Annotated in this window: 21 protein-coding genes and 3 tRNA genes; 14 read left to right on the forward strand and 10 right to left on the reverse strand. The window is 62.9% G+C overall.

Annotated features, from left to right (window positions below; all coding sequences use genetic code 11):
- Positions 1 to 53: 53 nt before the first annotated feature.
- From atpE to C8C94_RS20510, 7 genes are all read left to right on the forward strand, one after another.
- Complete coding sequence (gene atpE, locus C8C94_RS20480) at positions 54 to 323, forward strand: F0F1 ATP synthase subunit C (protein WP_007847749.1); 270 nt, start codon at positions 54 to 56, stop codon at positions 321 to 323.
- 34 nt (positions 324 to 357) lie between these two features.
- Positions 358 to 828: a F0F1 ATP synthase subunit B gene (locus C8C94_RS20485; protein WP_007847746.1), complete on the forward strand. Its 471-nt coding sequence runs from the start codon at positions 358 to 360 to the stop codon at positions 826 to 828.
- Between the two features lie 10 nt (positions 829 to 838).
- Positions 839 to 1381, forward strand: a complete 543-nt coding sequence (locus C8C94_RS20490) for a F0F1 ATP synthase subunit delta (RefSeq protein WP_055396238.1) — start codon at positions 839 to 841, stop codon at positions 1379 to 1381.
- A gap of 42 nt (positions 1382 to 1423) precedes the next feature.
- Positions 1424 to 2977: a F0F1 ATP synthase subunit alpha gene (gene atpA / locus C8C94_RS20495; RefSeq protein WP_121422015.1), complete on the forward strand. Its 1554-nt coding sequence runs from the start codon at positions 1424 to 1426 to the stop codon at positions 2975 to 2977.
- 18 nt (positions 2978 to 2995) lie between these two features.
- On the forward strand, positions 2996 to 3862 hold the full coding sequence (gene atpG, locus C8C94_RS20500) for a F0F1 ATP synthase subunit gamma (protein ID WP_055396242.1): 867 nt from the start codon (positions 2996 to 2998) through the stop codon (positions 3860 to 3862).
- Between the two features lie 33 nt (positions 3863 to 3895).
- Positions 3896 to 5302, forward strand: a complete 1407-nt coding sequence (gene atpD, locus C8C94_RS20505; RefSeq protein ID WP_055396243.1) for a F0F1 ATP synthase subunit beta — start codon at positions 3896 to 3898, stop codon at positions 5300 to 5302.
- 75 nt (positions 5303 to 5377) lie between these two features.
- Positions 5378 to 5794 (forward strand): F0F1 ATP synthase subunit epsilon, encoded by a 417-nt coding sequence (locus C8C94_RS20510; protein ID WP_010467232.1) that lies wholly within the window; start codon positions 5378 to 5380, stop codon positions 5792 to 5794.
- 94 nt (positions 5795 to 5888) lie between these two features.
- Here C8C94_RS20510 and C8C94_RS20515 read toward each other — a convergent pair whose 3' ends face one another.
- The 6 genes from C8C94_RS20515 to C8C94_RS20540 all read right to left on the reverse strand — a co-directional run bounded on the left by C8C94_RS20515 (position 5889) and on the right by C8C94_RS20540 (position 10121).
- The gene (locus C8C94_RS20515) at positions 5889 to 6620 is read right to left on the reverse strand and encodes a hypothetical protein (RefSeq protein ID WP_233573531.1); all 732 of its coding nucleotides are present in this window, start codon (positions 6618 to 6620) and stop codon (positions 5889 to 5891) included.
- Positions 6621 to 6859: 239 nt separating this feature from the next.
- The gene (locus tag C8C94_RS20520; RefSeq protein WP_121419969.1) at positions 6860 to 7153 is read right to left on the reverse strand and encodes a DUF4148 domain-containing protein; all 294 of its coding nucleotides are present in this window, start codon (positions 7151 to 7153) and stop codon (positions 6860 to 6862) included.
- A gap of 82 nt (positions 7154 to 7235) precedes the next feature.
- Positions 7236 to 7523 carry a DUF4148 domain-containing protein gene (locus tag C8C94_RS20525; RefSeq protein ID WP_121419970.1) on the reverse strand — a complete coding sequence of 96 codons (288 nt, stop codon included), beginning with the start codon at positions 7521 to 7523 and terminating at the stop codon, positions 7236 to 7238.
- A gap of 457 nt (positions 7524 to 7980) precedes the next feature.
- Complete coding sequence (locus C8C94_RS20530; RefSeq protein WP_121422017.1) at positions 7981 to 8526, reverse strand: TPM domain-containing protein; 546 nt, start codon at positions 8524 to 8526, stop codon at positions 7981 to 7983.
- Between the two features lie 2 nt (positions 8527 to 8528).
- Positions 8529 to 9473, reverse strand: a complete 945-nt coding sequence (locus tag C8C94_RS20535) for a YgcG family protein (RefSeq protein ID WP_121422018.1) — start codon at positions 9471 to 9473, stop codon at positions 8529 to 8531.
- Between the two features lie 36 nt (positions 9474 to 9509).
- The gene (locus tag C8C94_RS20540) at positions 9510 to 10121 is read right to left on the reverse strand and encodes a LemA family protein (protein WP_242701291.1); all 612 of its coding nucleotides are present in this window, start codon (positions 10119 to 10121) and stop codon (positions 9510 to 9512) included.
- A 225-nt stretch (positions 10122 to 10346) separates the two neighbouring features.
- Here C8C94_RS20540 and C8C94_RS20545 point away from each other — a divergent pair, with 225 nt between their 5' ends.
- From C8C94_RS20545 to C8C94_RS20555, 3 genes are all read left to right on the forward strand, one after another.
- Entirely contained in the window at positions 10347 to 10796 is a 450-nt protein-coding gene (locus C8C94_RS20545; RefSeq protein ID WP_055401297.1) for a nuclear transport factor 2 family protein, read from the forward strand.
- Between the two features lie 64 nt (positions 10797 to 10860).
- Positions 10861 to 11883, forward strand: coding sequence for a YheT family hydrolase (locus C8C94_RS20550; protein WP_121422019.1), 1023 nt, complete (start codon positions 10861 to 10863; stop codon positions 11881 to 11883).
- A complete protein-coding gene (locus C8C94_RS20555) occupies positions 11876 to 12448 on the forward strand; it encodes a DUF2946 family protein (RefSeq protein ID WP_121422020.1) in 573 nt (190 codons plus the stop codon). The genes C8C94_RS20550 and C8C94_RS20555 overlap by 8 nt, the downstream gene beginning before the upstream one ends.
- Before the next feature lie 91 nt (positions 12449 to 12539).
- Here the strand turns inward: C8C94_RS20555 and C8C94_RS20560 are convergent, their stop codons facing one another.
- The 4 genes from C8C94_RS20560 to C8C94_RS20575 all read right to left on the reverse strand — a co-directional run bounded on the left by C8C94_RS20560 (position 12540) and on the right by C8C94_RS20575 (position 19414).
- A complete protein-coding gene (locus C8C94_RS20560; RefSeq protein WP_121422021.1) occupies positions 12540 to 13406 on the reverse strand; it encodes a cytochrome c5 family protein in 867 nt (288 codons plus the stop codon).
- A gap of 171 nt (positions 13407 to 13577) precedes the next feature.
- Complete coding sequence (locus tag C8C94_RS20565; protein ID WP_121422022.1) at positions 13578 to 14993, reverse strand: efflux transporter outer membrane subunit; 1416 nt, start codon at positions 14991 to 14993, stop codon at positions 13578 to 13580.
- Positions 14986 to 18141, reverse strand: a complete 3156-nt coding sequence (locus tag C8C94_RS20570; protein ID WP_055401284.1) for an efflux RND transporter permease subunit — start codon at positions 18139 to 18141, stop codon at positions 14986 to 14988. Before C8C94_RS20570 ends, C8C94_RS20565 begins: the two co-directional genes overlap by 8 nt.
- Positions 18142 to 18154: 13 nt before the next feature.
- Positions 18155 to 19414: an efflux RND transporter periplasmic adaptor subunit gene (locus C8C94_RS20575; protein WP_121422023.1), complete on the reverse strand. Its 1260-nt coding sequence runs from the start codon at positions 19412 to 19414 to the stop codon at positions 18155 to 18157.
- A gap of 192 nt (positions 19415 to 19606) precedes the next feature.
- On the opposite strand from C8C94_RS20575, the gene C8C94_RS20580 reads away from it, so the two are divergent.
- The 4 genes from C8C94_RS20580 (at position 19607) to C8C94_RS20595 (ending at position 20777) form a co-directional block, all read left to right on the forward strand.
- Complete coding sequence (locus tag C8C94_RS20580; protein ID WP_121422024.1) at positions 19607 to 20266, forward strand: TetR family transcriptional regulator; 660 nt, start codon at positions 19607 to 19609, stop codon at positions 20264 to 20266.
- Positions 20267 to 20364: 98 nt separating this feature from the next.
- Positions 20365 to 20440, forward strand: a tRNA-Arg gene (locus C8C94_RS20585).
- 104 nt (positions 20441 to 20544) lie between these two features.
- Positions 20545 to 20630 (forward strand) — tRNA-Tyr (locus C8C94_RS20590).
- 73 nt (positions 20631 to 20703) lie between these two features.
- Positions 20704 to 20777, forward strand: a tRNA-Gly gene (locus C8C94_RS20595).
- Positions 20778 to 20792 lie beyond the last annotated feature (15 nt).

Genomic DNA, 20792 nt, shown 5'->3' on the forward strand with positions numbered 1-20792 from the left:
CCTTTCGTTTCCCTTTTCTTTTTCAACCTTTCTTTTTTAACTCAGGAGTCATCATGGAAAACATTCTCGGTCTCGTCGCTCTGGCTTGTGGTCTGATCGTTGGTCTGGGCGCTATCGGCGCTTCCATCGGTATCGCACTGATGGGCGGCAAGTTCCTCGAATCGTCGGCACGTCAGCCTGAACTGATCAACGAACTGCAAACCAAGATGTTCATCTTGGCTGGTCTGATCGACGCCGCCTTCCTGATCGGCGTGGCTATCGCTCTGCTGTTCGCTTTCGCCAACCCCTTCGCTTCGACGTTCTTGGCCAACCTGCCCAAGTAAGTCCCGTTCAACGCCACTCTAGAAAGGTGTTGCCGTGAGTATCAATGCGACCCTGTTCATTCAGGCCATCGTCTTCTTGATCCTGGTGTGGTTCACGATGAAATTCGTGTGGCCCCCGATCGCGAAGGCGTTGGATGAACGAGCCCAGAAAATCGCCGAAGGCCTCGCTGCTGCCGACCGTGCCAAGTCCGAACTGACCGCTGCCAACCAGCGCGTCGAAAAGGAGCTGTCACAGGCGCGCAACGAAACGGCCTCGCGTCTTGCGGACGCCGACCGACGTGCCCAGGCCATCATCGAAGAAGCCAAGGCACGCGCCACGGAAGAAGGCAACAAGATTGTTGCCTCCGCCCGTGCCGAAGCCGAGCAGCAAACGGTGCAAGCCCGCGAAGCCCTGCGTGAGCAGGTGGCAGCGCTGGCCGTCAAGGGTGCTGAGCAGATTCTCCGCAAGGAAGTCAATGCCGGCGTTCACGCCGACCTGCTCAACCGCCTGAAGACCGAGCTGTAAGGGGACACACATGGCTGAACTCGCCACCATTGCCCGCCCTTACGCCGATGCCCTGTTCAAGGCCGCTACTGCGGGTGCGGGCATGGACCTGGCCAGCACCGCTGACTGGGTCGATGAACTGGCGGCCATTGCCGCCAACCCCCAGTTGCGTCAGCTGGCGGACAACCCCAAGGTGACGGCAGACCAGGTGTTTGCCGTCTTCACGGGTGTTGCGCGTTCGGCGCTGTCCGATACGGCCAAGAATTTCCTGCGCACAGTCATCGACAACGGACGCATCAACGCGCTCCCGGAAGTGGCTTCGCAGTTTCGTACCCTCGTGAATCGCCGCAACGGCTCTTCGGATGCCGTGGTGTACAGCGCTTTTCCGATGGACAGTGCCGCACTGTCCGAGGTCAGCGCAGCGCTGGAAAAGCGCTTCGGCCGCAAGCTCAATCTCGCTGTTCAGCAGGACGAGTCCCTGATCGGCGGCATTCGCGTAGTGGTGGGTGACGAGGTGCTGGACACTTCGGTCAAGGCCCGTCTTGAACAAATGAAAGCGGCCCTCACCGCGTAACGCGCGGCGAGGACAGCGAACCAAAGAAAGAAGGAAAGAGTCATGCAACTCAATCCCGCAGAAATTTCTGAACTCATCAAGAGCCGCATCGAAGGTCTGGCTGCCAGCAGCGATATCCGCAATCAGGGCACCGTGGTGTCTGTGTCGGACGGTATCGCTCGCGTTCACGGCCTGTCGGACGTGATGCAAGGCGAAATGCTGGAGTTCCCCGCCACCAAGGACGGCCAGCCTTCCTACGGTCTGGCGTTGAACCTTGAGCGCGACTCCGTCGGCGCCGTGATTCTGGGTGAGTACGAGCACATCTCCGAAGGCGACACCGTCAAGTGCACGGGCCGCATTCTGGAAGTACCCGTCGGTCCCGAGCTGATCGGCCGCGTGGTGAACGCCCTGGGCCAGCCCATTGATGGCAAGGGTCCTATCAACGCCAAGCTCACCGACGTGATCGAAAAGGTCGCTCCGGGCGTGATCGCCCGTAAATCGGTGGACCAGCCTCTGCAAACCGGCCTGAAGTCCATCGACTCCATGGTGCCTGTGGGCCGTGGCCAGCGCGAGCTGATCATTGGTGACCGCCAGACCGGCAAGACGGCAGTGGCCATCGACGCCATCATCGCCCAGAAGGGCCAGGGCGTGACCTGTATTTACGTTGCCATCGGTCAGAAGGCTTCGTCGATCAAGAACGTGGTGCGCGCACTGGAACAAGCGGGTGCCATGGAATACACGATTGTGGTGGCCGCATCGGCTTCCGAATCGGCCGCCATGCAGTACGTGTCGGCCTACTCCGGCTGCACCATGGGCGAATACTTCCGCGACCGTGGCGAAGACGCCCTGATCGTGTATGACGACCTGTCCAAGCAAGCTGTGGCTTACCGCCAAGTGTCGCTGCTGCTGCGTCGCCCACCAGGCCGCGAAGCCTACCCTGGCGACGTGTTCTATCTCCACAGCCGTCTGCTCGAACGTGCAGCCCGCGTGAATGCCGACTACGTCGAAGCCTTCACCAAGGGTGAAGTCAAGGGCAAGACTGGTTCGCTGACCGCACTGCCGATCATCGAGACGCAAGCTGGCGACGTGTCTGCTTTCGTGCCTACCAACGTGATCTCGATCACGGACGGCCAGATCTTCCTGGAAACCAGCCTGTTCAACGCCGGTATCCGCCCCGCCATCAACGCCGGTATCTCGGTGTCGCGCGTCGGTGGTGCTGCCCAGACGAAGCTGGTAAAGAACCTGTCCGGTGGTATCCGTACCGACCTGGCCCAGTACCGTGAACTGGCTGCGTTCGCGCAGTTCGCTTCCGACCTGGATGAAGCCACCCGCAAGCAGCTCGACCGCGGTGCCCGCGTGACTGAACTGCTCAAGCAGGCGCAGTACAGCCCGCTGTCCATCTCGCTGATGGCTTCCACGCTGTTTGCTGTGAACAAGGGCTTCATGGACGACATCGACGTCAAGAAGGTTCTCGACTTCGAACACGGCCTGCACCAGTTCCTGAAGACCAGCCACGCCGCTCTGCTGGCCAAGCTGGAACAGGCCAAGGCCATGGACAAGGACGCAGAAGCCGAATTGACCGCAGCCATCGCCGCGTTCAAGAAGTCGTTCGCTTAAACCGGACGAGGAGCCATCATGGCAGCAGGCAAGGAAATACGCGGCAAGATCAAGTCGGTGGAGAACACCAAAAAGATCACCAAAGCCATGGAAATGGTGGCTGCATCCAAAATGCGCAAGGCGCAAGAGCGGATGCGGGCTGCCCGCCCTTACAGCGAGAAGATCCGCAACATTGCAGCCAATCTTGGCCAGGCCAACCCTGAATACGTGCATCCGTTCATGAAAGTGAACGATGCCAAGACGGCTGGCGTGATCGTGGTGACGACCGACAAGGGCCTGTGCGGTGGCATGAACACCAACGTGCTGCGCGTCGTGACGTCCAAGCTGCGTGAGCTGCAGGGCGCTGGCGTGTCCACCGAGGCGGTTGCCATTGGCAACAAGGGCCTGGGTTTCCTGAACCGTGTCGGTGCCAAGGTGGTTTCGCACGTGACGGGCCTGGGCGACACGCCCCATCTGGACAAGCTGATCGGACCGGTCAAGGTGCTGCTCGATGCGTATGCAGAAGGCAAGATCAACGCGGTGTACCTCTCGTACACCAAGTTCATCAACACCATGAAGCAGGAATCGGTGGTGGAGCAGTTGCTCCCCCTGTCGTCCGCGCAGATGCAGGCCGACAAGACCGAACATGGCTGGGACTACATCTACGAGCCCGATGCACAGACCGTGATCGACGATCTGCTGGTCCGCTATGTCGAGTCCCTGATCTACCAGGCCGTTGCGGAAAACATGGCGTCCGAGCAGTCGGCACGCATGGTGGCCATGAAGGCCGCCACCGACAACGCCGGCAGCGTCATTGGCGAGTTGAAGCTGGTCTACAACAAGACGCGCCAGGCAGCGATCACGAAAGAACTTTCGGAAATCGTGGCTGGCGCCGCTGCTGTGTAAGCAGCTCAACCAACATCTTTATTGGAGCGAAAAATGGCTCAAGTGCAAGGCAAGATTGTTCAATGTATCGGCGCTGTGGTGGACGTTGAGTTCCCGCGCGACCAGATGCCCAAGATTTACGACGCTCTGAAGCTCGACGGTTCGACCCTGACGCTGGAAGTGCAGCAGCAGCTGGGCGACGGCGTGGTGCGTACCATTGCGCTGGGTTCGTCCGACGGCCTGCGCCGCGGCATCATGGTGACCAACACCGGCAACTCCATCACCGTGCCCGTGGGCAAGGCGACGCTGGGCCGCATCATGGACGTGTTGGGTGCTCCCATCGACGAACGTGGTCCCGTGAGCCAGGAACTGACGGCCTCCATCCACCGCAAGGCCCCTGCGTACGACGAACTGTCGCCTTCGCAAGAGCTGCTGGAAACCGGCATCAAGGTGATCGACCTGGTGTGCCCGTTCGCCAAGGGCGGCAAGGTGGGCCTGTTCGGTGGCGCCGGTGTGGGCAAGACCGTGAACATGATGGAACTCATCAACAACATCGCCAAGGCCCACAGCGGTCTGTCGGTGTTCGCTGGTGTGGGCGAGCGTACCCGCGAAGGGAACGACTTCTACCATGAAATGGCCGATTCCGGCGTGGTGAACCTGGAGAAGCTCGAAGAGTCCAAGGTTGCCATGGTGTACGGCCAGATGAACGAGCCCCCAGGCAACCGTCTGCGCGTTGCTCTGACCGGCCTGACCATCGCCGAGTCGTTCCGCGACGAAGGCCGTGACGTGCTGTTTTTCGTGGACAACATCTACCGCTACACGCTGGCCGGTACCGAAGTGTCCGCTCTGCTGGGCCGCATGCCTTCCGCCGTGGGCTACCAACCTACGCTGGCCGAAGAAATGGGCCGTCTGCAAGAGCGTATTACGTCGACCAAGGTCGGCTCGATCACCTCCATCCAGGCCGTGTACGTGCCTGCCGATGACTTGACCGACCCATCGCCTGCCACGACGTTCGCCCACTTGGACTCCACCGTGGTGCTTTCGCGTGACATCGCCTCGCTGGGTATCTACCCTGCCGTGGATCCTCTGGACTCCACCAGCCGCCAGCTGGACCCGAACGTCGTGGGCGAAGACCACTACGCTACGGCCCGTGCGGTGCAAGGCACGCTGCAGCGCTACAAGGAACTGCGCGACATCATCGCCATTCTGGGCATGGACGAACTGGCACCTGAAGACAAGCTGGCCGTGGCCCGCGCTCGCAAGATCCAGCGTTTCCTGTCGCAGCCTTTCCACGTGGCCGAAGTGTTCACGGGCTCGCCAGGCAAGTACGTTCCACTGTCGGAAACCATCCGTGGTTTCAAGATGATCGTGAACGGCGAATGCGATCACCTGCCAGAACAGGCGTTCTACATGGTGGGCACCATTGACGAAGCCTTCGAAAAGGCCAAGAAGGTGGCCTGATTGCCCGGCGGCTGAGCAGCCTACCGCCGCTCGGCCTTCAGCAATCAAGCAACCCACCTTTTCCTAGGAGCAATGATGAACACCATCCACGTTGATGTGGTCAGTGCCGAAGAGTCCATCTTCTCCGGTGAAGCGCGTTTCGTGGCGCTGCCTGGCGAAGCTGGCGAGTTGGGCATCTATCCCCGCCACACCCCGCTGATCACCCGTATCAAGCCGGGCTCGGTGCGCATCGAAATGGCTGACGGTTCCGAAGAGTTTGTCTTCGTGGCCGGTGGCATTCTGGAAGTGCAGCCCAATTGCGTGACTGTGTTGTCCGATACCGCCATCCGTGGCAAGGATCTGGACGACGAGAAGGCCAACGCCGCCAAGGCCTCCGCCGAGGAAGCGCTCAAGAATGCCAAGAGCGAAATCGACCTGGCAAAGGCCCAGTCCGAACTGGCTGTGATGGCGGCGCAGATTGCTGCGCTTCGCAAGTTCCGCCAGAAGAAGTGATTCAGATCTTGGTGGATCTGCCCCAAAACCCGGCTTGGCCGGGTTTTTTTATGCCTGCCTGCTGCAAAACAGCAAGCGGTCATGGAAGTCTGCACTAAGGCAAGGCGGGGGACGTTTCCACCAGGTGAAGTTGCAGACCTTCGCACGCCACGGAAAGCGCATCGCCGCTGTCCGCCTGGAGCAAATGCCGGCTGCTCAGAAAGGCACGCGCTATAGATAGTGAGCGCACGCTCAGCGACAGCGATTCAATCAGCAAGTGGTCTCCTGGAACCAGCTCCAGACAGACATCCGGCATGACTGCAATGGGATGGCCAGGCTGCGAGCCTGTGAGTGCCCGCCAACGGTGCTGGTGTGTTTGCGCATCCGGGGTGCCCATGCGCAGGGCATGCAGTCCGGTGATTCCCAGGGGGCCGCCCCCGCTGTCCTGCAGGGCCTGCCGATGCTGCGCGCGGCGTTCTACCGGCGTTGCGGTTTCGGGCCAGGGGTAGAGGGCCGCACGCCGATCCCACTCGCAAAAGAACACACAACAGCTTGGAGCGGAAAGCTCAAGCAGCACGGAATTGGTGAAATTGGTGACCCTTTCGCCCCGGCTGTTCTCGGACTGGAAGGCGCGGGGAGGCTTGCAAGTGATGCCTGCCTCCATCGCGTGCTCCAGACTTTCGGCCAGGGGCGAAGCAGGCTCCAGAGCAAAACCGTGGATCAAGGGCGGTTGCGCATGGTCGGGAAGATCGCCGTTGGCGGTCGCTGCCCACAATTCGAGGTCTGTGTTGCCCAGATGGACCCAGCCATACGTGGCGAAATCAGTACGTTGCAAGGGCCAGGCCACGGGCAACCCGAAGGTCTCGCTGAAGAGCTGAAACAAAGGCTCGGCTGCGTGAAGGCGCAGCATGACATGGTCGATGGAGCGGTAGCTGGAAGCCATTGAGGTGTTCTGGGCCGGTGACTGGGCCATTGTCAATCTGTTCACGATTGGCAGGGCATAAAAAAGCCGAGGCCCCGTGAGGGGCCTCGGCTTTTGAGCGTGAGACTGCGTCGGCGTGCCGACCGCGGCACCTGCCGTGCAAATTACATGGCGCTGAATTCGCCCGAAGGGATCTTGCCAGTGCGCAGGGCTTCAGCAGCCTGGGCGCGCACAGCAGCGCGGTCAGCCGTGGACGTGTAGGTCACCACACGCGAACCAGCAGGCTCGATGCTGCGGGTCTGGGCCACGGTGGCGGCTTCAGCGGCCACTTCGGCACGGGTGCGGTTCGTGTCGAACTTCAGGGCAAATTGCGAACCATCGGCTTCGTCAGCGTGGGCGCCGAAAGCAGTGAAAGCGGCAACAGCGGCGATAGAGAGGAAACGGACAGACTTGTTCATGGTGAAACTCCAGTGAAATTCAAAAAATAGGGACGAGGTACTTGGCAATACGAAAACGTGTGAACCGTGGATTCAACAAGAATCAACCACGCTCACCCGAAGGGATCTGGCCAGCTCGCAGGGCTTCTGCAGCCTGGGCACGCACGGCAGCGCGGTCAGCCGTGGACGTGTAGGTCAACACACGCGAGCCTGCCGGCTCGATGGAGCGGGTCTGGGCAACGCTGGCGGCTTCTGCCTGCACTTCAGCGCGGGTGCGGTTGGTTTCAAATTTGGTAGCGAATTGCGAAGCATCGGCTTCGTCAGCCTGTGCGCCGAAAGAGGCGAAAGCGGCAACGGCAGCGATGGAGAGGAAGCGGGCGGTGTTGTTCATGATGAAAATCCTTGGAAGTTAAAAAGCGTCTCAAAAAAGCCGGGTCAAAAAACCATTCCTGAACCGGGTTCGGTGAGTCGCCTTGCGGGTTCGGCTCATCGATGGGTTGAACTGTACGCGGGTGAAGTCCAAAGAAAAACCACCGAGTCGCAAACTAACTGTTCCAGTATTGGAAACAATAGGCTGGGAACTTCGGTCGGAGATTTCGTAATGAGCGAGAAGATCGCCTTGAAACAAGGTGTTCTAGAGGAAAACCCTGCGGCTTATTTGGAACAGTGAGAATGCCCCGAAAGACATGCACGGTGCAGGAAGCGCCAGCCACTCCCCCAATAAACCGCGCTTCTGCTGGGCCCGCAAATCGCTTGGACGGGCCGTCAAAAGCCCGCAGCGTCAACCCACTTTCTGGAGGCAACTCCGTGCGATCAGCCTCCCGCCGTGGAGGCTGCGCGCGCGATGTCTAGCGCAGCACCGGTGCGTCCGGCAATTCGTTGTGCCCGGGCGTATCGGGCAGGCGTGGAAAGTGCCGGGCAAGGCGCAACGACACGGCGTCGACGGCCTGTGCGAGGCCCTCTTCGTACTGCTCCTGGCGAAAGCGGGGAGCCATCAGCGCAATCACATCGCGCCATTCGTCCGCTGCCACATGCCGGGCAAGGCCCCTGTCGGCCACGATCTCTATCGCGTGCTCGGGCAGCAGCAGGTAGATCAACACGCCGTTGTTGTGCTCGGTGTCCCACACGCGGTATTTGCTGAACAGCATGAGGGCGCGTTCGCGCGCGCTGGCGTTGCGGCGCAGGTAGCTCCAGGGCAGGCTGGCTTCGGCGACGATGCGGATCTGGCCCGTGTGCTGCTGCTCGCTGGCAGCCACCCGCGCGGCCAGGCGCTCCAGGGTGTCGCCGGGCAGCGCGCGGCGTGCCTGGTGCTCGCCCCAGCGATGGCGGGCCAGGCGCCAGAGGGCGGCCGGTAAGGTCGCTATGGAGGTGGTGGTTGTTGATCCTGGACCCATGTTCACCAGTCCCCCGAGGCGCCGCCGCCTCCAAAATCGCCACCGCCACCCGAGCTGAACCCGCCACTGTCGCTGCTGCTGCCACCGCCGCTCCAGCCTCCGCCGCCGACACCCGCGCCCCAGCCGCCGACCGCCGCACCGCCTCGACCACGCCGTCGGCTGCTGCCACCGCCAGTGCCGCCGAAGATCCAGGTATAGAGCAGCGCGAGCAGGCCCGCGCCGCCCGCCACAATCAGGCTGGAGGTGACCACAAAGGCCAGCAAGCCCACACCGCCGCCCATGAGCAAGCCCCCCAGGCGGCTGCCAAAAATACTGCGCGCCAGCGGCCCGGCCACCATCACACCGAAGAACAGGAAGACGGCGAGGTCCGTCCAGTCGAATCCGTCGCGGCTGGTGTCGGGGCTGTGGGCTGCGGTGCCGCTGTTGCTCGCGGGTGCTGGCAACGCCTCACCGGCGATGCGTGCGGAGATCTGAGTGACGGCGTCACGCAGGCCGCCTGCATAGTCGCTTTGCTGGAACCGGGGCTTCATGGCGCCGTCGATGATGCGCGCCGCTGCAATGTCGGGGATGGCGCCTTCCAGGGTCTTGGCGACCTCGATGCGCATCTTGCGGTCGTTCTTGGCCACGATCACGAGCACGCCGTCACCCACGTCGCGGCGCCCGATCTTCCAGGTGTTGCCCACGCGGTTGGCGAACGATGCAATGTCTTCGGGAGCGGTGGAGGGCACCATCAGCACCACCACCTGCGCGCCCCGGGTCTGCTCCAGCGTTTGCAGCTGCGTCTCCAACGCGGCTTTGTCGGAGGCGCTCAGGGTCCCGGTCTGGTCGATGACGGGGCCGGTGAGCGCGGGCACGGGCAACAGGCCGCCGTCAGCATGCGCCCATGGGAGTGCAGATGCTATTAATAATATAGCTATCAGCGCTTTATAGATAAGCGCTAGGGGCATATTCGCTCAAACTCTCAGCGGTGAGGAGTGCCGTGTTCAAGGCTTGGGCTTGGATGCGGAGAAATCCACGGTGGGCGGCGCGGAGATCTGGGCTTCGTTGGCCACGGTGAAGCTGGGCTTGGGCGCATAGCTGAACGCGATGGCCGTCAGGTTGGTGGGAAAGCTGCGCGCGAGCACGTTGTATTCCTGCACCGTCTGGATGTAGCGGTTGCGCGCCACGGTGATGCGGTTCTCGGTGCCTTCCAGCGTCACGCGCAGGTCGCGAAAGCCCTGGTTGGCCTGCAGCGTGGGATAGCGCTCGGACACCACCATCAGCCGCGACAGCGCGCCCGACAACTCGCCCTGCGCCTGCTGGAACTTGTTGAACGCCTCGGGGTTGTTCAGGGTTTCGGGCGTGACCTGGATCGAGGTGGCTTTGGCGCGCGCCTCGACCACGCGGGTCAGGGTTTCCTGCTCGAAGTTCGCCTCGCCCTTGACGGTGGCGACGATGTTGGGCACGAGGTCCGCACGGCGCTGGTACTGGTTGAGGACCTCGCTCCACGCGGCCTTGGACTGCTCGTCCAGCCGCTGGAAGTCGTTGTAGCCGCAGCCGGTCAATGCGCTCAGCGCCAGCAGGGCGGTCAGCAGGGCAAAAATGCGTTGGATCATGGTGGCTTCGCCAGGTGGAGTTCAGGGACAGTTTGGGGCACAGAGACAAGATGCCAAGGTGCCATCAACCGGCAGCTTGGCTGATTCTGCAACAAGTGCCGTCCCTGGTGCCACTTTCCGGGCGGGCCACAAGGCTTTGGGAGATGGCCGCACAATAGCAACCCGCACATGGCGGGCCGCGTGGCCGCCGCGCCACCTTCCATCCCAGACGCCTCACCAACCACCATGCCCCGTTCTCGCGCCAGCGCCGCCACCCTCGGAGGTTCCTCGGACGAAACCGAAGCCGCGTTCTATGAGGCTTTGCAGCGGGGCGACATCGAGCTTTTGATGTCCTGCTGGGCAGAAGACGACGACATCATCTGCGTGCATCCCGGCGGGCCCCGGCTGCTGGGTGCTGGGGCGATTCGCACGGCGTTCGAGGCGATGTTTTCGCATGGCACGGTGCGGGCGCGGCCGTTGCAGGTGCACCGTGTGGTGGCGCTGACCAGCGCTGTGCACAGCGTGGTCGAGCAGGTCGAGGTGATGCTGCCCGACGGCCTGCACCAGGCCGTGGTGCTGGCCACCAATGTCTATCACAAGACCCCGGAAGGCTGGCGCCTGGTGGCCCACCATGCGAGCCCCGGCGTCGCGCCCGATGCGCAGGTGGTGGACGCCCAACGGCCCGTGCTGCACTGAGTGGTGGGGCCTTGAATCCAAGCCTTTTTAGGGTCTGGCGCTTGATAGGAAAGCGCAAATAGCTATGAAATATGTAGCACCTCGATGGTTGCCCGGTGGACAGCTCCAGACCATCTGGCCAGCCCTGTATTCGCGCCGCGTGTTCGGCCCCCGCCCCGTGTACCGCCGAGAGCGCTGGGACACGCCGGACGGTGACTTTGTAGACGTGGATTTTCTGCAGGAGGAGGGTGCCACGGCGCCTGCGGCACTCCGGCCGCTGTTGGTGGTCTTCCATGGCCTGGAAGGCTCGTCGCGCAGCCATTACTGTGAGGCCTTTGCCGACTGGGCGCGCGAGCGCGGTTGGGCCTGCGCCTTGCCCCATTTCCGGGGTTGCAGTGGCGAGATCAACCTTGCACCCCGCGCCTACCACTCGGGCGACCATGCCGAGATTGGCTGGATGCTGCAGCGCATGCGCGCCTCGCACCAGGGCCCCTTGGTGGCCGTGGGGGTCTCGTTGGGCGGCAATGCGCTCTTGCGCTGGGCGGCCGAGGTGGGCGAAGACGCCGCGCGCAGCGCCGATGCCGTGGCGGCCGTGTGCTCGCCCGTCGATCTGGCCGCAGGGGGGCACGCCATCGGGCGTGGCTTCAACCGACAGGTCTACACACGCATGTTCATGCGCACCCTGGTGCCCAAGGCGCTGCGCAAACTCGCGCAGCACCCCGGGTTGTTCGATCGCCAGGCACTGATGGCGGCGCGCGACCTGTATGCGTTTGACAACGTGTTCACCGCGCCACTGCATGGCTTTCGGAACACCGAGGACTACTGGCAGCGGGCGTCGGCCAAGCCGCTGCTGCACCACATCCGCGTTCCGGCCCTGGTGGTGAATGCGCGCAACGATCCGTTTGTCCCGGCCGCCAGCCTTCCGCTGCCGCACGAGGTGCGCAATGGGTTCGTCACGCTCTGGCAGCCTCCACACGGCGGCCACGTCGGTTTTGCCCATGGCCGCCTGCCGGGGCACGTGCGTGCCATGCCCGACGCGGTGGGCGGGTGGTTGGCGGAACACGCAGGGGCTCGGACGCGGGCGGGCGCACAATCGCCGCATGGATGACATCGTCAAACAGGCGCTGGCCAAGTGGCCCAACGTGCCCGACTGTTATGGCTGGCTGGGCCTGGACGCGCGTGGCCACTGGTACCTGCGCGATGACCAGGCTCAGGCAGCAGGGCCGTTTCCGCAGAGCAAGGGGTCTTTGCTGCAGCATGAAAAGCTCATCGGCTTCATCGCGCGCAATTACGAAGCCGATGGGCAGGGGCGATGGTTCTTTCAGAACGGGCCCCAGCGGGTGTATGTAGAGCTGGAGGCTACGCCCTGGATCTGGCGCATACAGTCCGATTTTTCGGTGGTGTCCCACACGGGCCGTGGCGCGGCGGTGCAAGACTGCCTGGTGGACGCGCAGGGCTACGTCTACCTGACGTCGGCGCTGGGCGTGGGCCTGGTGCATACGCTGGACGTGCCTCTGGTGGCCGAAGCCGTGGAAGCAGGGCGCTGGCTGCCGCAGGAAGTGCTGGCGGAAGAGTTGCCTGATCGCTACGGCTTTGTCATGAGCCCGCAGGGCCAGTGGGGTGCCCGCGAAACCCCTGGGTCACCGCGCATGGTGGATACAAAGCAATCCTGAAAAGCAAAAAAGCCGGTCCACTGAACCGGCTTTTTTTATGCCTGCATGCAATGCCCCAAAGGGTGCGCCGCACATGCCGCAAGGGGAAGGCTTACTTGGCGGCGGCAGCCATGAACTCGACCGCTGCGCGCAGGTCGGCGTCTGACGCCTGGGCTGCACCGCCACGGGGAGGCATTGCGCCCTTGCCCTTGGCCACGCTGTTGTACAGCGCATCGATGCCGGCAGGCAGGCGGGCCGACCAGGCGGCCTTGTCACCAAACTTGGGAGCACCGGCTACGCCTGCAGCATGGCAGACCTGGCAGGCCTGCTTGTACAGGGCTTCGCCTGCGCCCGCGGCGGCGGCCGCTGCCACCGGCGCGGCAGCGGCTGGCGCGGCTTCTGCGGCGGGGGCTGCTGCTGCCACCGGCGTGGCGGGGGCGGCGGGAGCGGCTTCTGCGGCTGCCGGAGCCGCACCAGCCGCAGCGGGTGCTGCAGGCTCAGCAAACTTGGCGCCGGCAGCATTGGCCATGTAGGCCACGGCCCGTGCGATTTCGGTGTCGTTGAAGTCGCCACCACCTTGCGGTGCCATCGCACCCTTGCCCTTCAGGGCGGATTGCACCAGCGTTTCAAAGCCGGTGGCGATGCGGGCCGTCCAGGCGCCAGCGTCGGCAAATTTGGGAGCACCAGCGGCGCCGGTTGCATGGCAGGCGGCGCACTGGCCCTTGTACACCTCTTCGCCAGCCCGGAGAGGGCGGTTGGCGTCACGGATCTCGACCATGCCCACCTTCTGGATGCGCTCGGCAATGGCTTTCTCAGGATTGACGGCACCAGCGGCAGGCTTGTCTGCCGATGTGACGTACAGGACCAAGCCAATGATGGCAAAGATCGGAATCACAAACGAGAAAAGTACCGCGACCAGCAACTGCTTGGGGTTCTTGATCGGGCCGGTATGGGCTTCTTCGTGGTGGTTGTCGCTCATGACGTCCTCTGGTGTATCGGGGGCTTTGATGAAATCAACCTTAAATTATATCTGCGGGGCTGTTGCCTTCGGCTCAGGCCCGCGCGCGCCCTGTATCTCACCCCACACAGCCTGAGCCTGGCACGCGCCCGCAAACCAATGGGGGCCGCGCCAAGCTTGCCGCCGCCTGCGTCAGGAGGGGTTGCCTGCTGCCGTTTCGGGTGCACCGCCGCCCAGGGCCTTGTACAACGCCACCTGGTTTTGCAATTGGGCAAGTTTCACCTGCACTACAGCCTGTTGCGCCGTGAACAGCGAGCGCTGGGCGTCCAGCAGGTCCAGGTAGCTCGACACGCCATTGCGGTAGCGCAGATCAGACAGTTGCAGCCGGGCGGCCTCGGCCTGCGCCTGCAGCTGTTGCGCCTGCGCCTGCTCGCCCAGCGTGGCCTGGCCGGCCAGCGCGTCCGACACTTCGCGAAAGGCCGTCTGGATGGCTTTTTCGTATTGCGCGACGGCGATGCTGCGGCCCGCTTGGGCGCTTTCCAGGTTGGCCTGGTTGCGCCCTGCATCAAAGATGGGCAGCAGCAGGGAGGGTGCAATCGTGAACCCCCACGAGCCGCTCTTGAACAGGCCCGACAGCTCGCCGCTCGCGGTGCCTGCCTGCGCTGTGAGCGAGATACGCGGGAAGAACGCGGCCCTGGCGGCGCCAATGTTGGCATTGGCAGCAATCAGCTGCTGCTCCGCCTGGCGGATGTCGGGGCGGCGGGTCAGTAGTTCGGATGGGAGCCCCGCCGGCAGCTGTGCCATGGCGGGGGCGGCTGCCAGTCTGCTGCCTGTGAGGCTGGCACGAATGTCATCGGGCAGGGCTTGTCCCAACAGCAACGCCAGGGCGTTTTCGTCGAGCGCGCGCTGGCGCTGCTGCTGGGCCAGCGTGGCCCGCGCCGCCTGGGTCAGTGACTCGGCCTGGCGAAAGTCCAGCTCCGAGGCCACGCCTGCATCGAGGCGCATCTTGGTCAAGCGGATGGACTCCTCGCGCGAGGCGAGGGTCTGGCGCGACAGGTCCAGCAGTTCTTCATCGGCCAGAAGGTTCAACCAGCCGTTGGCTACGGCAGCCACGAGGCTGACCTGTGCGGCGTTGCGGCCTTCTTCGGTGGAGAGGTACTGGGCAAGGGCCTGTTCCTTGAGGCTTGCAATGCGGCCAAAGAAGTCGATCTCCCAGGCCGAAACGGCCAGGCCCACGCTGAACGAGTTGGTCAGATCGCCGGACCCTGCGGCGGGCGCGCGGCTCGCGTTGGCGGCCAGGCCCACGCCGGGGTACAGGTCGGCCCTGCGCACCTGGAATGTGGCGCGGGCCTGCTCGATGTTGAGCACGGCCACGCGCAGGTCGCGGTTGTTGGCCAGGGCCACCTCGATGAGCTGGCGCAGCCGGGGCTCGGCAAAATAATCTTGCCAGGGCGCGGCAGTTGCAGTGCCTGGGGCTGCCGCGTCCGTGGTGGCATAGGTGGCCGGCACTGGCGCTGCAGGGCGCTCGTACGTGGGTATGAACGAACAGCCGGCCAGAAGCAGGGCCGTTGCAAGGGCGATGGCGGTAGTGCGTGGGTGATTAGTCATGGGTTCCAACTCCTGCTTCTTCTGCGTGGCGGCGGTTCATCTCCTGCTGGCGCGCGCTGCCCTTGAACAGACTGCGCACCACTACGAAGAAGACGGGCACGAAGAACACGGCCAGCACCGTGCCCGTGATCATCCCGCCCAGCACGCCGGTGCCGATGGCGCGCTGGCTGGCCGAGCCGGCCCCCGACGCAATGGCCAGTGGCAACACCCCGAGGCCAAAGGCCATCGACGTCATAACGATGGGGCGGAACCGCAGGTGGGCCGCCGCCAGTGCCGACTCGATCACGCTCTTGCCCTGGGCTTGCAGGTCCTTCGCAAATTCGATGATCAAAATCGCGTTCTTGGCTGACAGCCCGATGATGGTGATCAGCCCCACCTGGAAGTACACGTCATTGGCATAGCCGCGCAGCAGGGTGGCCAGCAGCACACCCAGCACCCCCAGCGGCACCACGAGAATCACGGCCAGCGGAATCGACCAGCTCTCATACAACGCGGCCAGGCACAAGAACACGGCCAGGATGGCAAAGCTGTAGAGGATCAGCGACTGGGAGCCCGCCAGCTTTTCCTCGCGCGACTGGCCGGTCCATTCGAAGCCGAAGCCTGCAGGCAACTGGCCGGCGAGTTTTTCCATCTCTGCCATCGCTGCGCCCGTGCTGAAACCAGGGGCCGGTGCGCCCGAGATGCGCATGGCGGGATAACCGTTGTAGCGCACCGTCTGCTGTGCGCCGTTGACCCAGCGCGTTGTGGCAAATGCGGAAAGTGGCACAGGTTTGCCCTGGCTGTTGGCGGCGTTGATCTTCAGCAGATCGTCCGGCTGCATGCGTGCAGGCGCATCGGCTTGCACCACCACACGCTGCAGGCGGCCCTGGTTCGGGAAGTCGTTCACATAGCTCGAACCCAGTGCCGTGGACAGTGCCGAGTTGATCGCATCAAACGGCACACCCAGCGCATTGGCCTTGTCGCGGTCGATATCGATCTGCAGCTGGGGCGCGTCTTCCAGTCCATCCGGGCGCACCTGGGTCAGCACCTTGCTTTGCGAGGCCATGCCCAGCAGCTGATTGCGTGCCTTCACCAATGCCTCGTGCCCGGCGCCTCCTCGGTCCTGCAGGCGGAATGTGAAGCCGCTGGCGTTGCCCAGTTCAGGAATGGGAGGAGGGCTCAGCGGGAAGATGAACGCGTCGCGGATGCCCATCAGCCCGCCAAAAGCGCGGTTGGCCACGTCTTGCGCAGACTGACCCGGGCCGTGGCGCTCGCTCCAGTCCTTCAGGGTCACAAAGGCGAGGGCCGCATTCTGGCCCTGGCCGGAAAAGCTGAAACCCAGCACACCCACCATGCTTTGAACTTCGGGCTGCTTGAGGATGAATTCCTCAACCTGTTGCATCACGGCCAGCGTGCGTTCCTGTGTCGCACCGGGGGGCAGTTGCACATTGACGATGATGTTGCCCTGGTCTTCGCTGGGCAGGAACGAGGTGGGCAAGCGCATGTACACCACGGTCACGGCGCCGATGATGGCGGCGTAAATGACCAGGTAGCGCGCGGCCCGCTTGAGCATGCGCGCAACAAAGCCTTCGTACCCCTTGGCCGTGCGTGAGAAGCTGCGGTTGAACCAGCCGAAAAAGCCGCGTTTTTCATGGTGGTGGCCGGCTTCTACGGGCTTGAGCAGCGTCGCGCACAGTGCCGGTGTGAGCGACAGCGCCATGAAGGCCGAGAAAGCGATGGATGCCACCATCACCGCCGAGAATTGGCGGTAGATGTTGCCGGTGGACCCGGCAAAGAAGGCCAAAGGTACGAACACCGAGATCAGCACCACGGTCACGCCGATGATGGCGCCCGAGATCTGGCGCATGGCCTTGCGGGTCGCCTCCAGTGGCGAAAGACCCTCCTCGCTCATGATGCGCTCGACGTTCTCCACCACCACGATGGCATCGTCCACCACGATGCCGATGACCAGCACCATGCCGAACATGGTCAGCACATTGATCGAGAAACCCAGCGCCAGCAGTGTGGCGAACGTACCCAGCAGTGCGATGGGCACCACGATGGTCGGGATGATGGTGTAGCGCCAGTTCTGCAGGAACAGGAACATCACCAGGAACACCAGCGCCACGGCTTCCAGCAGTGTCTTGGCCACCTGGGTGATGGAGATGTCCACGAAGCGCGAGCTGTCGTAGGGGATGCTCCAGCTCATGCCCTCGGGGAAGTAGCGGGAGAGTTCATCCATCTTGGTGCGCACGGCCTTGGCGGCTTCGAGGGCATTGCCGCTGGGAGACAGTTGCACGCCGATGCCTACGGCGGGCTTGCCGTTCAGGCGTGCAGCCGTGGCATAGGCCTGTCCGCCCAGCTCGACACGCGCCACGTCCTTGATGCGGACCGTGGAGCCATCGGTGTTGGCGCGCAGCACGATGTTGCCGAACTGCTCCACGCTGGAGAGCTGTCCGTTGACCACCACGGTGGCCGCGATGCCCTGGCCCGCCACATTGGGCAGGTCGCCGATGGTGCCGCTGGCCACCTGCGCGTTCTGCGCACGGATGGCGGCTGTGATCTCGGCCGCCGAGAGGTTGAAGCTCACCATCTTGGCCGGGTCGATCCAGATGCGCATGGCACGCTCGGTACCGAACAGCTGGGCTTGGCCAATGCCTTTCAGGCGCTGCAGTTCGGGCACCACGTTGCGCGATGCGTAGTCGCCCAGCGCCACCGTGTCCGTGGCCGGATTGGTGGACGAGAGCATGGTGAACAGCAGGAAGTTGGAGCGCGACTTGTCCACGCGCACGCCTTGCTGGGTCACGGCCGAGGGCAGGCGTGGCGTGGCTCGCGAGAGCCGGTTCTGCACATCGACCTGAGCCAGGTCGGCGTTGGTGCCGGGCTGGAAGCTCAGGGTGATGCTGCCGGAGCCATCGGCCTGCGCGACGGACTCCATGTAGATCAGCCCGGGTGAGCCGTTCATCTCGCGTTCAATCACCGACAGCACGCTGTCTTCGAGGGTTTGCGCAGAGGCGCCAGGGTAGGCCGCGTTGATGACGATGGACGGCGGCGCGACAGGGGGATACTGGGCGATCGGCAACTGCGTGATCGCCACCCCGCCCATCACCATGATGAACAAGGCAATCACCCATGCAAAGATGGGGCGGTCGATAAAGAACTTGGCCATGCTGGAATGCCCCTTATGGCTTCGATGCCGAAGCGGCCGATGCAGCAGGTGTGGCGGCCTGTGCCGAAGGCGCCCCCGGAGCTTGCCATGGAACGGGTTTTACGGGCGTGCCGGGAGGCAGCATCTGCAGCTTCTGGAAACCGTCCACCATGATCTTTTCCCCGGCCTTCAGCCCCTCAAGAACCACCCAACGGTTGTTTTGTGCGGCGCTGACCTTGATGGTGCGCTGGGACACCTTGCCGTCTTCGCCCACCACGCTCACGGTGTCGCCCTGCTGGGTGCGCGTGACAGCCTGCTGAGGCAGAGTGATGGCATTGCTGGCCTGGGCTTGCTCAATGCGCACGCGCAGGTAAAGGCCGGGCAACAGCTCGCCCTTGGGGTTGGGCACCTCGGCGCGCAGCGTGACCTGGCCCGTGGTGGCATCCACCGACAGGTCGGTGAACAGCAGCTTTCCTGTCTGGGCGTACTCCGAACCATCGCCCATCACGAGTTTGACACTGGCGGCCTCTGCGCTGCCTGCACGCTTGAACTGTCCACTTTCCATGGCCCGTCGCAACTGAAAGACGTCGCCGGCCGACTGGGTGAAGTTCACGTACACGGGGTCGATCTGCTGCACCACCGCCAGGGGCGTTGCTTCGCCTTGTCCCACGAGCGCACCTTCGGTAACCAGAGCCCGGCCGATACGGCCCGAGATAGGCGAGGTCACACTGGCATAACCCAGGTTGATGTCTGCCGTACGTACGGCAGCCCGGGCAGTGGCCACATCTGCCTGTGCCTGCTTTTCGGCAGCTTCGGCATTCACAAAATCCTGTTTGCTGATGGCGTTGGCACTCACCAGCGGGCGGTAGCGTTCCACTTGAGCACTGGCCTGTGCGAGGTTGGCCTGGGCCTTGGCCAGGCCAGCGCGCGCGCTTTCCGATGCGGCGGCGTAGGGGGCGGGGTCAATGCGGAACAGCGACTGCCCTGCCTTCACATCACTGCCTTCCTTGAAAAGGCGCTGCTGCAGGATGCCTGCGGCGCGAGCACGTACTTGTGCAACCCGCGAGGCCTCCACACGGCCCGGCAATTCGGTGATCAAGCCGACATCGCCAGGCGTTGCCGTCACCACACCCACCTCAACAGGTGGCATTTGCGGCCCTCCAGCGGGTGCTTGGCCATCCGTCTTGCCACAAGAGGCGAGAAACAGTGTTGTTGCTGTCAAGGCAACCAGAGAGACAGCCCTGCGGGTGGGAAAGGCGCTAAAGGAGGGAGTTGCAGATGCATCACGCAGCATGGGAGTCCTTTTTGATGGGCGTCAAGGAATCGGGTTGTAGGGGATGGGCCGCTTGTCGAGGGCCCGACCAGGCCAGAGCCCGACAAAATAAGTGCGCGATTATACATACAGACATGAATGTATAATTGTGACGGCTGATGCCTTTGCGGATCGTGTGGGTACGTAGTGTGTAGAACGAGGAGACAAATACCAATGGCGCGTCGAACCAAGGAAGATGCGGTTGCCACGCGCAACGGCTTGATTGATGCGGCGGAGCAGGTTTTTCGAGAGAAGGGGGTCTCACGCGCTTCGCTGAGTGATATTGCGCAGGCTGCGGGGGCTACGCGGGGAGCGATCTACTGGCACTTCAAGGACAAGGTGGATCTTTTCAATGCCATGATGGATCGGGTGACACTTCCGCTGGAGCAAGGCTACGGGGAGTTTGAGAGCAGTACCTGCCCAGACCCTGTGCAGCGATTACGCGCGGTGATGGCGCTCGTGCTGCGCGGCGTTGCTTCAGATGAGCGAACGCGCAGGGTTTTTGAGATTGCGCTCTACAAAGTAGAGTATGTGAGTGAGCTTGTGGGGGTGCGTGACCGCCATGTGGCTGCGTCGGAGGGTTTTACGCAGCAGCTGGCGCGTGATTTCGCGTTGGGGGCGCAGCACCAGGGGGTTGTCTTGCCGATGGCTCCGATCGAGGCGGCGATTGGTTTGCACGCCCTGTTCGATGGCTTGATTCGGAACTGGATCCTGAGCGAGGGTAATTTTGATCTTGTGGGTGTTGGTGGTGCCTGTACCGATGCCTTTTTGTTGGGGCTGGGGCTCTCACTGCCGGTGTCCTTGGGTGCCGAGGTCAGTAGTCTTCCTTCCTGATACGCCATCCATTTTGTCGTCGTGCGGGAGTCGGTTGTGATTGATTCCTTTGGTGTGTGGTGACGTGCGATAATGTGAAGCTGTGCCATTTCGGTCGTGCGGCTGTAGCTCAGTGGATAGAGTATTGGCCTCCGAAGCCAAGGGTCGTGGGTTCGATCCCCGCCAGCCGCACCATGAATTTGTATAGCTTTGCCTCCTGTCCTGGATGTGGCGTGGTGGTTTGGCCTTACGAATTTCTCCGGACTGCAAAAAACTGGTGCTATAATTCGAAATTCTCCGGAGGGGTGCCCGAGTGGCTAAAGGGGGCAGACTGTAAATCTGTTGGCTTACGCCTACACTGGTTCGAATCCAGTCCCCTCCACCAGTTAGCAGAAGTGATGAGGTTGTTGTTTGGTCTCGTTTTTTCGGGGCTGGACGCGCAGAGACTGTTGGTCGATGCGGGAGTAGTTCAATGGTAGAACCCTAGCCTTCCAAGCTAATGACGCGGGTTCGATTCCCGTCTCCCGCTCCATTGCTTGTTGTGCTG

Origin of the sequence: Acidovorax sp. 94 (assembly GCF_003634645.1) — a bacterium.
GTDB lineage: Bacteria > Pseudomonadota > Gammaproteobacteria > Burkholderiales > Burkholderiaceae_C > Acidovorax > Acidovorax facilis.